Origin of the sequence: Mycobacterium sp. 236(2023), from assembly GCF_029623955.1 — a bacterium.
GTDB lineage: Bacteria > Actinomycetota > Actinomycetes > Mycobacteriales > Mycobacteriaceae > Mycobacterium.
In genome coordinates, this window is record NZ_JARSBP010000003.1 from 462,116 (window position 1) to 477,976 (window position 15,861).

Below are 15,861 nucleotides of genomic sequence, written 5' to 3' on the forward strand. Positions count from 1 at the left end.
GCGCATGCGATCGGCCGATGCTGCGTTGTAGAGATCAGACGCTCCATCGACGCGAAAGTGAAACCTGAATGCCCGTTGTCCGTTTCCACATCGACTCCAAGCTCGATGCGGCTGCAGTAATGTCCGTCCTCACCGATTTCAGCCCCCAGAGAGCGCAATCATGGCCGACCATCGACGGTGAACACTTTCAGGTGCACGAATTGGGCGACACGTGGGCGGAGGTCACCGAGGGCACGGCCTCAGCATGGGAGAGGGCACGCTACGACTGGGACCGCGATGCTGGAACGGTGACGGTGACCACGCACGATTCGTTGGTCTTCGGCCCCGGCGGCGGTTGGCGGTTCCGGCTCACACCTGCCGCCGGAGGCACCCGCGTGGATGTTGAGTTGACTCGCCGTCCCTCCGGGTTGAAGCGAAAGGTGTTGGCGGCGTTGTTGCCTATGGCTGCTCCCGCGGCACTGCGCAAATCGTTCGCCGGCCCGCTCGGCGCGAAGTAGTTCATGATGACGTCATCGATCATGGATGCGGCCGACCTCCCGGCTGCGTTGCGGACGACCATCGAGGCCGACGCCAAGGAAGCCGAGATGCAGGGCAACATGACAACTCGCGTGTGCACAGCGCTGCGTGAGGCCGGCGCCTTCCGACTACTCACACCGCACGAATTCGGCGGCCGGGAGATACCTTTGACGACCGCGCTGACCGTTTATGAACGGTTCGGCCGGATCGACGCCTCGATCGGCGCGCTGGTGTGGAATCTCAACATGGGCTTCGTTGCCGCGCTGCTGCCCGATAGCGGCGCGCGCCGGATCTTCGACGGAACGCGAGAGCCAATTCTGGCGAACTCCGGCGCACCCGGCACCGCAGAACGCGTAGACGGCGGGTATCGGCTCTCCGGGCGCTGGCCCATCGTCAGCGGTGTCGATTTCGCGGACTGGGTGCTCCTCGTGGTGATGATCACCGAGAACGGCCAACCCGTTGTCGGCAAGGCAGGGCTGCCGCAACCCTGGTTCGCGATGGTGCATCGTGAGCAGTTCACGATTGATTTCACCTGGGACGTCACGGCGATGAGGGCCACAGGAAGTAATAGCGTGGTAGTCGAGAATGCTTTCATCGCAGAGGATTTAGCGGCGCCTTTGGAGGGCAGACCGGTGATCGACCGCGCTCTCTACCGAGATTATCTACCGTCGATCGTGTTCCCCGGCTGTTCTGCGGTGCTACTCGGCGTCACCGCCGCGGCGGTGGACGAACTCGTCGAGGTGATCGCATCGAGGAAGGCTGCCGGCAACCACCGTGTCCAGTATCTGGTGGCGAAGTCGGAGGCTCAGCTGTCCGCGGCGCGTCTGCTGCTTCACGATACGGCGGGATCATTGCAGGAATCGGCAGAGGCTGAACTCGCCGTCACGACGACCCAGCGCGTGCAGTTGCGGGCAGCGATGAGCAATGTTGCCGATGTCTGCACCGAAATCCTGGTGACGGCTTATCGCCTGGCCGGGTCGGCGGCACTCTACCGGTCACACCGGATTGAAGGTTTGTGTCGAGATGGAATGGCATTGGCGCAGCACGCACTTCAGTCGGCGCAGTATCTGGAACTCGCCGGCCGGGTGCGTTTGGGATTGGATCCGGAACTCCCCATGTATTGAGCTTCACCGGCCGCGCCACGGCGACATCCGTCACTGATGGTGCCCGCTGATCTCGGGCACCGGGGTGGTCAGCGGAGCCTCTGCGTCGACGATCCAGGTGACAACGGCGCGCGCCTCGACCGGACCTGTGTTCCTGGAGATGTGTGGATGGTCGCGAGTGGTGACGAACGTCTGGCCGGGGCCGTAGGTATGCGGAGGCTCGCCGTCCTTGATGATCTCCAATTCGCCGCTGAGCACGTACCCGCTCTCCACGCCGTGGTGAATATGATGTCCCGCTGAGGATCCCGGCGGGAAGATGACCAGGCCGGTGATCGCGTTCTGCGGGACCGTCGCCTCGACGGGCGTGGTCTGCAAGATCTCGCGGACCACTTCCTGCGCAGTGGTTGGTTCTGCGTTGCCGACCGCGCAACCAGGTGCCATCAGTGACGCGCACGCAATGAGTAGGGCCAGTAATCTCCGAACGCTGTGCATTCAGTTCTCCTTTGGTGATTGTTCCGTTCTGCTGACGTGTAACGTGTTGACGCCTTGCGGCATTCACTACGCTCCGATGGTCTTCCGCAGTTGGGTTCGACCGCGATGCAGCCGGGACATCACAGTCCCGACGGGTAGATTCATCGCCGTGGCGATGTCTTTGTGCGGAAGGTCGAGATAGTAGGCAAGGAACACCACTGTCCGGACTCCACCGTCGAGCGCCATCAGGGCGGTGCGGAGGTCGGTGTCGACGAACAGCTCCGAGACCATGTCGTCGGATACCGACGTCTGATCGTCGGCGAAGACACCAATGAACACCTCACCCGGCCGGCAGCTTCGGCTCCGGTTCTGGCTGATCCACCGGTTCTGCATGATCTGGTACAGCCACGCCTTGAGATTGGTACCCGGTTGGAAAGAGTGAAATCCCCGGTAGGCCAGGAGCATCGTCTCCTGAAGCAGGTCCTCCGCGTCGTGTGGATTACGGGTCAGCTGCCGCGCTCTGCCCGACAGTCGCGGCAACAGCGGAATCACATCGCGCTGGTACCGCTCGGTGACTTCAGGGAGCGTTCGAGTGTCTTGCAGCATAGTTCGACGATCCCGCGCAGGCGGCGCCGTCCGCATCCGCCATCACGCTGGTCGCCGACAAGTGTTTATTGTGCAGACGGCGGCAGCACCAGATGTAACTGGGTGCGGGAGGTGATGGCGAGCTTCGCGAACACCTTGCGCAGGTGATACTGCACCGTCCGAGCGCTGATGAACAGGCGCGCACCAATATCGCTGTTGGACAGACCTTCCGACGCGAGTCGGGCAATCTGAGCCTCCTGCGGCGTCAGCCGTCCGGTACCCGGCGACAGCTCGCGCCTGTGCGCGGTCTCCCCGGTCGCCTGAAGCTCCCTGCGTGCCCTTTCGGCAAAGGCCTGCATCCCCATCTCATCGAACATGTTGTGCGCCAACCGAAGCTGAGCACGCGCCTCGACGCGACGCCGCCGGCGCCGTAGCCATTCGCCGTACAGCAGATGGGCGCGACCGAGCTCGGCGCGCATGCGGGTGCGGCCCAGACGCTCGATCGCCTCGTCGTAGACAGCGCCGGCCGATTCTCCCTCGGTGACCAGCGCCCGTGTGCGTGCCTCCATGCCGCGCGCCCAATCAGAGGCGGCCACACTCGTCAGTTCCCGCAGACGCTGCTGGGCCTCGCGCGCGATCGTCGTCTCGCCGCAACGCGTCGCCGCCTCCACCAGTTCGGCGAGCACCCAGGAGGTGCCACCGAAGTCAGCGGAATTGTGCGCGTTGCGTTGGGCAACCTCCATGGCGGCGCGATAGTCGCCGATGCCGTTGTTCACAATGGCCTGAGCCCGTTCGTAACCGGTGAGGCCACCGCCGTCACCTCGTCGCGCGACGTCGGTCGCTGCTCTGCGCACCAGGCGGTCCACCTCCGCGCGATCGCCGCGAAACGCTGCGAGCGTCAGGGCTCCGTACGGCGTATACGCGTCGCCGGTCACACTGGCGACCGCGTCGAACTCATCGACCAGTGAGGTCACCGCAGCCAGCTCGCCGGTAAACAGTAATATCACCGCACGCGCGCTCAAGGCGAGAGGCATCTCGCTCAAAGCGCCTGAAGCACGGGCCATCTCGATGTAATTGTTCGATAGCCCAAACCAGCTTTCATCGTCCCAGTTCACGATCGCAGCGACATGTGCCATCCACAGCAGGTGTAGTCGTTCCTGTGTTGATTTCTCCCCGCGGGCAGCCAGCACACCGGCTTGAAGCGCGGGCAACGCCGCAGCGTGCCCCTCGGTGTACAGCAGCGAGAAACCGTCGAGGATCAAGTCTGTGGAACGGCCGCTGGACGAGACCGGTGACTCCCGGACCGCGCGGGCGACGTCCAGCACGCCGCAGTCGACCGCGAACCGCCCCGTCTGAACCGCCGCCGACATCGCCTCCAGATAGGTGTCCCGCGCCTGGTCGCCGTCGACGGCTTCGAGTCGCTGGGCTGCCCGCAACAGCAACGCTGGGGCGTCCCGGCCGCGGCCGGTGACGTAGGCCATCTGTGCGCGCAGCAGATCAGCACGAGCCTGCTGGGCCGTATCGATCGCTGACTGCTCCACCATGGACAGCAGCTCAGATGCCGAATCAAGCGCGCCCGCTTCGACATTCGCTGCCGCAGCGGCCAGTGACCGTTCGGTGCGACCGGCCTGATCCAACGTCAGGGCCGCGGCCCGCTGATAGAACGCCGCCGCGGCCGCCAACCCACCGCGGGCTCGAGCCCGTCCCGCCGAGGATTCGAGTTCGTCGGCCACCGCGTCATCGGGGCCGGCGGCGGCCTGGGCGCGGTGCCACGCGCGTCGATCCGGGTCGACCCGCCTATCCGTGACGGCCGCGAGAGCTGAATGTGCACTCTGTCGCGCGTGCAGCGGCGCCGATCGGTACGTCGCCGACCGTGCCAACGGATGACGAAAACGGACGCGGGTGCCGAACTCCGCCAATCCCGACTCGACAGCCGGTGTCGCCGCATCGGCGCCGATTCCGATGTGGTCGGCGGCGCGCCACAGCAGCGCCGGATCGCCCAACGGCTCAGCTGCGGCGAGCAACAGCAGCCGTTGGGTATCTGCGGGTAACGCCGCCACTTCGCGGCGGAAAGACTCCTCGACCGCCGCGGACAACCCCGCTGCGCCGGGCAGCCCGAAACCCCCTGCCAGTTCCGGCACGGACAGACCGCGGGGCAATTCCAGCAACCCCAACGGATTACCGCGGGTTTCGGCGACCAGTTGGGCCCGCACCTGGTGATCCAGCGGCGCAGTCAACACTGTGTCCAGCAACGCATGCGAATCGGCTTCGTCCAGGCCCGTCACGTCGAGGTAGGGAAGGACACCCGTGTCGAGGTGGCGGCTCCGCGTGGCGATGACAAGGCCGACCGATTCCTCATCGAGTCGACGCCCGACGAACGACAAGGTCTGGACGGAGGCCTGATCAAGCCATTGCAGGTCGTCGACGATACAGACGAGGGGGGTCTGTTCAGCGGCGTCGGCGAAGACCCCCAGGACCGCCAGGCCGATCATCAACCGGTCCGGCGCCGGACCTGAAATCAACCCCAAGGCGGTACTCAATGCATCACGTTGCGGCTGAGGTAAGTGGTCCACGCGGTCGAGCATCGGCGCGCAGAGTTGCTGGATGCCCGCGTAGGCCAGCTCCATCTCCGACTCCATACCGCCGGCACGGATCACCAGGCAGTCTGACGCGCTCATGCCGACCGCATCGAGTAGAGCGGTCTTACCGACTCCGGGGTCGCCGCGGATCACCAAGACCCGGCTCGCACCTGACCGCACGTCGGTGAGCAACTGCTCCAAGGTGGCGAGTTCGGTGCTGCGCCCGATCAATGCCGCGGGCCGCGGCTGCCTTGCTCGGCTCACTTCGCCGTCTCGCCTAACCTGCGGTTCGCCGCTGCATAGCGGAAATCCTAGCCAGCTCGTGTCCGCAGTCGAGGTCATGTCAGTCGCCCGGCAACACGATGATGAACCGGGTGTCACCTGGCTGCGATTCCACCCACAGGTGTCCCTGATGCTTGCGTGCGACGCGGCCGGCCAAGTCCAGCCCCAAACCGCGGCCGGCGCCTGTCGGCTTGGTGGTGAAGAACGGGTCGAAGATCTGCTGCTGAATCTCGACGGGCACCCCTGGCCCGGTGTCGCACACCTCGACCCGGACACCGCGGCCCTGCCGCCGGACGCGCAATGTCACGGTGCCCGGTACCGCCCCGATCGCGTCGACCGCGTTGTCGATCAGACTGGTCCAGGCCTGGTTGAGTTCAGCGGGCCAGCAGGAGATCGGCGGCACGTCGTCGTCGAAATCCTGTATCACAGTGACGCCGGTGAGCCGATGGGCAAGCATCGCGACCGTGCTGCTGAGCAGCACCCGCACGTCAGCGGCGTCGAACGGAGACCGGTCCAACTGCGTGTAGTGCGATGCGTGCGCGAGCAGCGCGGAGATCCGGGCGGCGGAATCGGTGATCTGGGACGTCAACAGCGCGGTCGCGACGGTGTGATGCAGCCACCGTAAAGCTGTCGCCAACGACAACCCGACACTGTCGACGCGGGTTGCCACCGACTCCAGCCAGACCACGTCGAATCCGCCCTCGGCGAAGTCGACGGCGAAGTCGTCGGCCTCGGCGATGCCGCGCTGGTGCAGCCACCTCCCGAGGAGTTCTTCGGCCTCCGCTTCGTGCAGCGACGATCGCTGCGACATCAACGACACGTGCTGGGCGGCGTTCTCCTGCAACTCGTCCAGGATGGCGATGGCCGTTGGGGACAGAGCTGTTTCGGCCGAACGAAGCAATGTCCGTCGCGCTTCCGCCGCTCGGGTACTCAGGTGCGAGGCTGCACGTCGGGCTGCTGCTGCCGGGTTGTTCAGTTCGTGCGTCAGCCCGGCGGTCAGGACGTGCAGCTGTGCCAGTCGGTCGCGGGGGCCGACCACCTGGGCCAGCGTCGACTGACCCTGCATCGTGCCGATCAGGAAGTGGCATGCCATCGCGAATTCCTGACGCATGAACTGCCCGAGAACGCAGGCGTCGATGAGGAACATCCGTGACGGCGCGACCACGCACACGGAGATGTCGTAGAGCTGAGCTCCGGGTACGACCGCGGCCACCGCGCCGAAGAACGCTCCCTTCTGTGCCGTCGTGAGCACTTCGATGTCGGTACCCGAGGAGCGCTTGGACAGGGTGATTTCGCCGTCGAGTAGGACGTATAGCCACTGCGCCGGATCACCCTCGGCGAACAGTGGGCCCGGCGCGAACCGGTGGAACTCGCCGTGGCGCCACAGCGTGTCGAGTTGGGCCTCCGTGAGCGAGTCGAACAGGAACAGCGTGCGCAACTCCTCGATGGCGCCGGACTCGCTCACACCCAATTGCGAACTCCGTCAACATATCCAGCGGGTTTGTCGGCCACCTTGGCTCCGGTGCTGATGATCGTCTGCTGATACTCCGGTGTGAACATCTTGTACACCGACTGCGGCGCAACGGCACTCGCATCGTCGAGAAGAGTCCTCAGCTCCGCGGGAATGTCGAAGTCCAGCGCTGCCATGGTTCCCTGGAGTTGTTTGGCGCTGCTGGCGCCTACGATGGCCGCAGCGATACTGGGCGCAGTGGCAACCCAGTTGATCGCCACCTGCGCCATCGTCATGCCTAGTTTGTCGGCGACTTCCGCAAGCGGCGTGAGCAGCTCCCAACTTCTGTCGGACAGCTCCACACCGGTGCCACCGGTCACGCTGAGCCGCCCGTCACCGCCGAAACCCTTGTCCTCGGCGTGATACTTGCCGCTGAGAAATCCCTGCGCCAGCGGACTCCAGGCTGTGATGCCCATCCCGAGCGCCTGCCCCATCGGGATGTGCTCGGTCTCGATGGTCCGCTCGATCAGCGAGTACGGCAGCTGCAGATTGATCAGCGGAGTGAGCCGGTTCTCCAGAGCGAACGTCTGCGCCTGCGCCGCGTACCACGCCGGGGTGTCCGAGATTCCCGCGTAGCGGATCTTGCCGACCCGCACCAGATCATCGAACGTCTGCATGACCTCCTCGACCGGAGTGATCCGGTCCCAGGTGTGCAGAAGGTAGACGTCCAGGTAGTCGGTGTTCAACCTGCGTAACGAGGCGTCCAGCGCGCGCATCATGTGTTTGCGGCCGTTGCCACCGCCGTTCGGGTCGCCGGGGAACATGCTGTTGGTGAACTTGCTGGTCAACACCACCCGGTCGCGAGAGCCCGTCTCGGCCAGCAGTTGGCCAAGGATGGTCTCGCTCTCGCCGTCGGTGTACATGTCCGCGGTGTCGATGAAGTTCCCGCCCGCGTCGAGGTATTGCTGCAGGATCGGCCGAGACTCGTCGATGGTCTTGCCATAGGCGGCGTGGTAGCCCGCCGTCCCGAAGTTCATGGTCCCCAGTGCGAGTCGGCTGACCCGCAATCCTGAACGGCCGAGAAGGTAGTACTGATCGATCGCCATGGCGTTACTCCATTCGATTGCTTATCCACCTGGTTGAACGCACCAACCGAAGCACCGATTCACAACCGAGCCTGCACGGCTTCCCGCCTGAGCGGTATCCGCCAGATGGCCAGTCACGCCGGCAACGTCGGCGTCTGAGTCAGGCCTTCCAGACCGTCTTGAGGTTGCAGAACTCGCGGATGCCCGCCGCGGCCAGTTCGCGCCCGTAGCCGGAATCCTTGATGCCGCCGAACGGCAGTTCGGGGAACGAGATCGTCATGCCGTTGAGGAACACCGCGCCCGCGTCCAGGTTCGCGACGAACCAATCCTGTTCGGCCGCATCGTTGCTCCACACCGCCGAGCTCAGTCCGAACGTGGTTTGGTTGGCGATCCGCGCGGCCTCTTCGCGGTCGGCGACGCGATACACCGATGCGACGGGACCGAACGTCTCCTCGAGCACGATCCGCATGTCGTCGGTGAGCCCCGCGAGCACGGTGGGCGTGTAGTAGAAGCCCGGCCGGTCGGGTGCGCTGCCGCCCGCGAGCACCTCGGCGCCCTTGACGACGGCGTCGTCGACCAGTTCGGCGACCTCGTCACGTCCGGATTCGGTGGCCAGCGGGCCTACATCGGTGGCCTCGTCCATCGGGTCGCCGACCTTCAGCGCGTTCATCTTCGCGACGAACAGCCGGGTGAACTCGTCGTACACATCGGTGTGAACGATGAAACGCTTTCCGGCGATGCAGGATTGACCGTTGTTGGAGATGCGGGCCTTGACGGCGGTCGAGGCGGCCGCCTCCAGATCGGCGCTCGGCATCACGACGAACGGGTCGGAACCGCCGAGCTCGAGAACTGCCTTCTTGATCGACTGGCCGGCCGTCGACGCAACCGAGCGTCCCGCGGGCTCGGAGCCGGTCAGCGTGACGGCCTTGACGCGGCTGTCCTCGATGACCGCGGCGACCTCACGCGAACCGATGAGCAGCGTGCGGAAGGACCCCGCCGGGAAGCCGCCCTTCTCGAACAGGTCGTCGAGGTACAGCGCGGACTGCGGAACGTTCGAGGCGTGCTTGAGCAGGCCGGTGTTGCCCGCCATCAGCGCCGGCGCGGCGAAGCGGATCACCTGCCACAGCGGGTAGTTCCACGGCATCACCGCGAGCACCACGCCGAGCGGCTGCCACACCGTGCCTGCGGCTGACGCGGACACCGTCGACGGGTCGGCGAGTTCCTCTGCAGCGAGGAACGATTCAGCGTTGTCGGCGTAGTAGCGCATGTTCTTGGCGCATTTGAGCACCTCGGCACGCGACTGCGCGATGGGCTTGCCCATCTCGACCGTGATCATCTCGGCCGCCTTGTCGACGTCGGCTTCGAGGATGCCGGCGGTCGCGCGCATCCACTCGGCGCGCTGGGCGTAGGTGGTGGCGCGAAGCTGTTGCGCCGCCTCGAATGCCTGGGCGATCCGGCGTTCGACCTCGGCGCTGTCGTGCGCTTCGAAGGCCTCGACAGTCTCACCGGTCGCCGGATTGATGGTTGCGATCGCCATGGGGGAGTTCCTGTTCGCTAGTGGGGGTGGTTACTCGAAAACTTCTGGGTGACGGGCGAGTTGACGCCTTGTGCGGCGGATGTGGCCGAGCAGCACGCGCTCGGCCTCGTCGGAATCACGTTCCCGGATCGCGGCGACCAACATGTGGTGCTCGTCGTGCAGGATGCGGTGGCTGTCGTCGTCGAGCAGTCGCGTGAATGCGCGCCGGTAATGCTGCGTGGTGTTCCACAGCCGCTCCACCGTCGGCCCGAGGAAGGTGGTGTCCGCGCCGGCGTAACTGAGCAGATGAAACTCGCGGTCGTCCTCCAGGAACTGTTCGACGTCGCGCGACCGTCGCATCTTCTCGGCGAGCTCAGCCATCCGATCGATCTGTTCGTCGTCGAGGTGCGGCAGGCTGTACCGCAGCAGCAGCGGTTCGATGCGTTCGCGGACCTGGTACAGCTCGTCGCATTCGTCGAGGCTCAGCCGGGCGATCCACGCTCCCGCGTTCGCGACGGTCGTGACCAGACCGTCGGATTCAAGGATTCGCAACGCTTCCCGCACCGGGACGCGGCTCGCGCCGTACTGGCTGGCAAGCTCTTCCTGACGCAGCCGGGTTCCCGGTTGATAGACGCCGTGCAGGATCGCCGCACGCAGTTCGTCGGCAACGCGGGCGCCGGTGACGCCGTCGCGGGTCTGGGGTTGGGTCATGGGCGCATCAGTCGGCCGGATTGTTCGGATTCCACAGCAAGACTTCGGCATCGGCCTCGTAGGCCTTGCCGCCGGGAAAGCTGACGAGCTCGAACTGCATGCCCCACGGGCTCAAAAAGTACACCCAGCGCTGGCCTTCGCTGGCGTTTCTGCTCGCGGTGGGTTCACCGAGCACCTGAAGGCCCTCGGAGCGCAAGTACTCGACAGCCGCGTCCATGTCGTGCACGTAGAACGCGAGGTGATGCCCGCCGATGTCGCTGTTGCGCGGCTGCTGGGACTGCCCATCGGCCGGTGCGTATTGGAACACCTCGAAGTTGGCGCCGGTACCGCAGCGGTAGAACCGCAGCTCTTGCATCACGGTGCGGGGGTGGACGCCCAGGTGGACCTGCATCCAGTCGTCGTCGTGCGCGTACGGGCCCAGCGTGTAGATGTGCGTGCAGCCGAGCACCCGAACGAAGAAGTCGTGGGCCTGCTCCAGGTCGGGCACCGTGAAGCCGATGTGGTCGGTGCCGACCAGTCCGGGCAGAGGCATCAAACCATCCTTAACTGGATCCAATAGCAACCACCATACGCTCGACGGCGGCGATTTCGGAACAGATTCTGGCAAAAGTGGATCCAATCGGGTTAAGGTGGGACGTGCGCCACACCGGTCTCACCGGTGGTGTCCGATCGATGGAGATGAGGGCTATGCCTACCGAAACCCGCCTGGAGTCCGGCGCCGCATGGATCGAGTTGTCGACTACCGACGAAGACTGGAAGGCTGCTGACCCGGCGCTACTCGGCACGATGCTCGCCGAACTGCACCTCATCCGGGCCTTCGAGGAGACGGTTCTGGAGCTCGCCGGTGAGGGCCTGGTGCACGGCCCGGCGCACTCCAGCATCGGCCAGGAGGGAGGCTCGGTTGGATCCATCGTCGGCCTGCGCACCACCGATGCCGTCAACGGTTCGCACCGCGGGCACCATCAGTTCCTCGCCAAAGCTCTCACCCATGTCAGCGGCGGATCGATCGATCCGGCCGCCGCGGTCACCCCGAAGATCCAGCGGGTGCTGCAACGCACGCTGGCCGAGATCCTCGGTTTGGCGCAGGGCTTCTGCCGGGGACGTGGCGGCTCGATGCACCTGCAATGGTTCGAAGCCGGTGCGCTGGGCACCAACGCGATCGTCGGTGGCGGCGTGCCGATGGGTGCGGGCAACGCGTGGGCGCAAAAGCACAGCAGCACAGATGATCTGACGATCAGCTACTTCGGTGACGGCTCCAGCCAGATCGGGTCGGTGCTCGAGTCGATGAACCTGGCTGCGGCCTGGAAGCTGCCGTTCTGCTTCTTCATCGAGAACAACCTCTACGCGGTGTCGACGAGGGTCGACGAGATCACCGCCGATCCGCGGCTGTCGGTGCGCGGCCAGGGATTCGGCATTCCCGGCTGGCGCGTCGACGGAATGGATCCACTTGCCGTGCACCTGGCCACCGAGCAGGCCGCTGCGCGGATGCGCAGCGGAGACGGTCCCGCGGTCATCGAGGCCGAGGTGTACCGGTTCTTCCACCAGAACGGTCCCTACCCCGGCAGCGCGTTCGGGTACCGGCACAAAGACGAGGAAGCCGCATGGCGCGGCAGGGATCCGCTCGAGCGCACAGCCAACGAGATGATCAAGCTGGGCTTGATCGACGACGCCGGGGTGACGGAGTTGCGTAGGCAGGCGCAGGACGCAATGACCGCCGCGGTCGGCGAACTCCTCGAACCGGATCCGGATTCCGCGGGTAAACGGCGCATCCGCCCTGAGCTGTGGCCCGACCCCGGCTTCGTCAACGTCGGAGTCCGCGGTGATGCCAGTGAGCTGAACTCACTCGACGTCCTGGAACCGACCTCCTACGAAGGCCCCTGGCGGTCAACCAAATTCGTCGAGGCGGTCGCCGGGGTGATGGATCGCCGGATGGGAGCCGACGAACGCATCGTGATCTTCGGCGAAGACGTCCACCGCCTCAACGGCGGAACCAACGGCGCCACCAAGGGTTTGGCGAAGTACGGCGAGAACCGGCTGATCGGCACCCCGATCAGCGAGAACGCGTTCACGGGACTCGGGGGAGGTCTGGCGCTCGACGGACGGTTCCGGCCGGTGATCGAGTTCATGTACCCCGACTTCATGTGGGTCGCCGCCGATCAGGTGTTCAACCAGATCGGCAAGGCCCGCCACATGTTCGGTGGCGACAACCCGGTGCCGCTGGTCCTGCGCACGAAGGTCGCGATGGGATCGGGTTACGGCTCCCAGCATCTGATGGACCCCGCCGGGATCTTCGCCACCAGCCCGGGCTGGCGCATTGTCGCCCCGTCCACCGCGGCGGACTACGTCGGGCTGATGAATGCCGCTCTGGCGCTGCAGGATCCGGTGCTCGTGATCGAACACGTCGATCTGTACGGTACAGCGGATCAGGTGCCCGACGGCGACCTCGACTACATCATCCCGCCGGGACGGGCAGCGGTCCGCCGGGCGGGCAAGGACGTCACCGTCATCAGCTACCTGTCGATGGTCGCGCGATGTGCAGAAGCCATCGAGCAGACGGGCATCGACGCCGAGCTGATCGACCTGCGCTGGCTCGACCGCGCGTCGATCGACTGGGACACCATCGAAGCCAGTGTGCGCAAGACGAATGCGGTGCTGATCGTCGAACAGGGCGCACGCGGCAGTTCGTACGGCGGCTGGCTGGCCGACGAGATCCAACGCCGTCTCTTCGACTGGCTGGACCAGCCCGTCGAGCGAGTGTCGGGGGAGGAAGCGTCGCCGAGCATCTCGAAGGTGCTGGAGCGGGCCGCCATCGCGGGCACCGAAGAGATCGTCGCCGGACTGGAGAAGATGCGCGTCGCGATGGGCGGCATCTGATGGCCACCGTGGTGCGGATGCCGGAGGTCCTCGCCAACGCCACCGAGGCCACCATCCAGAGCTGGCTGGTCAGCGTCGGACAGGAGATCGCCATCGGAGACCCACTCGCCGAAATCGAGACGGACAAAGCCGTTGTCGAATACGCGGCCGAGGTCGAGGGCGTGCTCGCGAAACTGCTCGCCGAGCCGGGGACGGCCATCTCGGTCGGTGACCCCATCGCGGTCGTCACCGCACCGGGCGAGACCGCCGACGACGTGTACGTCGAGGCCCGCGACCCCGAGTCGGGTGCACCGGTGATCGAGAAGATCGTCGAGGCTGTCGAGTCGACGCCTAAAACCAACGGCCGGCGGTTGTTCGCGACGCCGTTGGTACGAAAGATCGCCCGCGAGAAGGGCATCGATCTGGCGTCCGTCAACGGCACGGGACCGGGCGGGCGCATCGTGCGTCGTGACCTCGATCGTCTACCGGCCGCAGCCCCGGTGCCGACTGTGCGGGTGGAGGAAAAGCCGTCTCCCGAAGGCGATTTCGTCGATAACCCGCTGACGGGTATGCGCAAGGCAATCGCGCGTCGGCTCACCGAGAGCAAAATGACGGTGCCGCATTTCTACGTCACCGCGGACTGCCGCGTCGACGCGCTGCTGGACCTGCGTCGGTCGGTCAACGAGGCCGGCACCACCAAGGTGTCACTGAACGACTTCGTGCTCAAGGCGGTCGCCGGTGCGCTCGTGGAAGTGCCTGAAGCCAATGCCATCTGGAACAGTGACTCGATCCGCAGGTTCGTCGGCGCCGACATCGCTGTGGCAGTCGCTGTCGACGGCGGGCTGCTCACGCCGGTGCTGCGTGGGGTGGACCGCTTGCCGATCTCGGCGATCTCCGCGCAGATCGGTGACCTCGCCACGCGTGCCCGCGGCGGGAAGATCAAGCAGCACGAACTCGAGGGCGGCAGCTTCTCGGTCTCGAACCTCGGCATGTACGGGGTGACCGAGTTCTCGGCCATCCTGAACCCGCCGCACTCAGGCATCCTGGCTGTCGGTGGGGCCGTACAGAAGCCGGTTGTCGTCGACGGCCAGCTGGCCGTCGGAACGGTGATGACGGTGACGCTGTCGGCGGATCACCGCGTCATCGACGGTGCGGTGGCCGCGCAGTGGATGGCGTCGTTCGTGCGCCGGATCGAGAATCCGCTCACGATTTTGATCTAGCAGCCGATCCGCTTCGTCGCGGGATAGAGCTCTCGCCATGTCTGGTACAAGTCGTCGTACAACGCCGACCGCTCGGGATCCGGTTCGATGGTGCCGACGGCTTCGGTCCAGTCGGTGTCTGCAGGTAACACTCCCGCGCCGATACCGGCAAGCAGGGCATCGCCGTAGCTCGCCCCGATGGTCTGGCGGGGGACCAGTTGCGTCCGGTCGCAGATGTCGCTGACGGCCTGGGCCCAGATCGGGCTCTGCACGCCGCCGCCGACGGCGACGATACGGGCGGCAGGAGCGGCGGCGTCGAAACGTTCCAGTACTTCGCGGACGCCGAACGCTATGCCCTCGTAGGCGGCTCGGAACAGATGTCCGCGCCCGTGCCGCAGATTGAGCCCGGTGATGACGCCACGTGCAAGCGGGTCGTAGACCGGCGTCCGCTCACCCGCGAGGTAGGGCAGCATCAGTACGCCGTCGCTACCCGGAGGAACTGCCAACGCCTCCGCGGTGATCTCCTCGAAAGACGCATTCCCCGTGAGGTTTTGCAGCCAGGAGAGCAGGCTGCCCGCCGTTGCCGTGCCCGCCGCGAGCGCGTGAGTGTGCCGTTCTACCGCCGCGGTCGCCCACAGGACCGGGTCGGTGTGGTACTCGGCAAGGATCTGCACAAAGAACATCGTTGACCCGTACATCAGCATCAGATCGCCGGGTTTGCGCACCCCGACCGAGAACGCCTCGGCGTAGGCATCGACGGTGCCGGCGATGACGGGCGTGCCTGCCGGAATCCCCGAGGCCGTCGCGGCCGCAGAGGTGACCACGCCGACGGCTTCATCGGGCCATACCAACCGCGGCAGGCGCAGATGGCCGCAGATCTGCTGGGCCCAGTCGTGATTCCAGTCGAAATCCTTGGTGGCGTAGAGGGGATCGCATTGACTGGCCGTGTGGTGATCGATGACGTATCCACCGGTCAACTTGGCGGCGATATACGAGTTCGAGCTGAACCACTTCGTCGCGCGGGTGAATACCTCCGGTTCGTGGCGGCGCAGCCACAGCAGTTTGGGGCCGATTGCCTGGCTCGACAGCCGGCTCCCGCCCCGCGCGATAATCTCATCGTCACCCAGTTCAGCAGTGAGGACGTCGATTTCGTCGGAAGCGCGGGTGTCGATACCGTACAGGATCGCGGGACGCAGAGGCGTCAAAGTGTCGTCGCACACCAGTAGGCAGGGGCCGATCCCGCTCACGCACACGCCTGCCACCGTCGCGTTCGCCGGCATCTGCGCGACGAGAGCGCGACTTGTCTCGCAGACTTCGCCCCACCACACGGTTTCGGCATCGAACTCCGCCCACCCCGGTCGCGGCAACTCCATCGCGTGCTCGATCGTCCGGGTCGCCAGCACTGTGCCCGAAAGATCGGTCAAGACGCCCTTGGTGCTCCCGGTGCCGATGTCGATTCCCAGCAGGACGTCCACACCGACAACCGTACGGCGGAGGTCAGTGGTCCAGCG

General features: G+C 65.6%; 13 protein-coding genes. 4 read left to right on the top strand and 9 right to left on the bottom strand.

The annotated features are described in order from the left end of the window. The first annotated feature begins 68 nt into the window (after positions 1-68). A complete protein-coding gene (locus tag P9A17_RS13435) occupies positions 69-497 on the top strand; it encodes a hypothetical protein (RefSeq protein WP_278039132.1) in 429 nt (142 codons plus the stop codon). 21 nt (positions 498-518) lie between these two features. Then, positions 519-1,640, top strand: coding sequence for an acyl-CoA dehydrogenase family protein (locus tag P9A17_RS13440; protein WP_278039846.1), 1,122 nt, complete (start codon positions 519-521; stop codon positions 1,638-1,640). A gap of 30 nt (positions 1,641-1,670) precedes the next feature. Here the strand turns inward: P9A17_RS13440 and P9A17_RS13445 are convergent, their stop codons facing one another. The 8 genes from P9A17_RS13445 to P9A17_RS13480 all read right to left on the bottom strand — a co-directional run bounded on the left by P9A17_RS13445 (position 1,671) and on the right by P9A17_RS13480 (position 10,830). Beyond that, complete coding sequence (locus P9A17_RS13445; protein ID WP_278039133.1) at positions 1,671-2,111, bottom strand: cupin domain-containing protein; 441 nt, start codon at positions 2,109-2,111, stop codon at positions 1,671-1,673. A 66-nt stretch (positions 2,112-2,177) separates the two neighbouring features. Further along, entirely contained in the window at positions 2,178-2,696 is a 519-nt protein-coding gene (locus tag P9A17_RS13450; protein WP_278039134.1) for a sigma-70 family RNA polymerase sigma factor, read from the bottom strand. Positions 2,697-2,761: 65 nt separating this feature from the next. Continuing rightward, positions 2,762-5,518 carry a LuxR family transcriptional regulator gene (locus P9A17_RS13455; protein ID WP_278039135.1) on the bottom strand — a complete coding sequence of 919 codons (2,757 nt, stop codon included), beginning with the start codon at positions 5,516-5,518 and terminating at the stop codon, positions 2,762-2,764. A gap of 79 nt (positions 5,519-5,597) precedes the next feature. After that, a complete protein-coding gene (locus P9A17_RS13460; protein ID WP_278039136.1) occupies positions 5,598-7,001 on the bottom strand; it encodes an ATP-binding protein in 1,404 nt (467 codons plus the stop codon). Beyond that, a complete protein-coding gene (locus P9A17_RS13465; protein WP_278039137.1) occupies positions 6,998-8,092 on the bottom strand; it encodes an aldo/keto reductase in 1,095 nt (364 codons plus the stop codon). The genes P9A17_RS13460 and P9A17_RS13465 overlap by 4 nt, the downstream gene beginning before the upstream one ends. Positions 8,093-8,231: 139 nt before the next feature. Further along, positions 8,232-9,608 carry an NADP-dependent succinic semialdehyde dehydrogenase gene (locus P9A17_RS13470; protein ID WP_278039138.1) on the bottom strand — a complete coding sequence of 459 codons (1,377 nt, stop codon included), beginning with the start codon at positions 9,606-9,608 and terminating at the stop codon, positions 8,232-8,234. Between the two features lie 30 nt (positions 9,609-9,638). Then, positions 9,639-10,298: a GntR family transcriptional regulator gene (locus tag P9A17_RS13475; protein ID WP_278039139.1), complete on the bottom strand. Its 660-nt coding sequence runs from the start codon at positions 10,296-10,298 to the stop codon at positions 9,639-9,641. A gap of 7 nt (positions 10,299-10,305) precedes the next feature. Beyond that, complete coding sequence (locus P9A17_RS13480; protein ID WP_278039140.1) at positions 10,306-10,830, bottom strand: VOC family protein; 525 nt, start codon at positions 10,828-10,830, stop codon at positions 10,306-10,308. A 155-nt stretch (positions 10,831-10,985) separates the two neighbouring features. Here P9A17_RS13480 and P9A17_RS13485 point away from each other — a divergent pair, with 155 nt between their 5' ends. Both P9A17_RS13485 and P9A17_RS13490 read left to right on the top strand, forming a co-directional pair. Beyond that, positions 10,986-13,172, top strand: coding sequence for an alpha-ketoacid dehydrogenase subunit alpha/beta (locus P9A17_RS13485; protein ID WP_278039141.1), 2,187 nt, complete (start codon positions 10,986-10,988; stop codon positions 13,170-13,172). Continuing rightward, positions 13,172-14,371: a dihydrolipoamide acetyltransferase family protein gene (locus tag P9A17_RS13490; RefSeq protein WP_278039142.1), complete on the top strand. Its 1,200-nt coding sequence runs from the start codon at positions 13,172-13,174 to the stop codon at positions 14,369-14,371. Before P9A17_RS13485 ends, P9A17_RS13490 begins: the two co-directional genes overlap by 1 nt. Here P9A17_RS13490 and P9A17_RS13495 read toward each other — a convergent pair. Then, entirely contained in the window at positions 14,368-15,825 is a 1,458-nt protein-coding gene (locus P9A17_RS13495; protein WP_278039143.1) for an FGGY-family carbohydrate kinase, read from the bottom strand. The two genes, P9A17_RS13490 and P9A17_RS13495, sit on opposite strands and share 4 nt — an antisense overlap. Positions 15,826-15,861 lie beyond the last annotated feature (36 nt).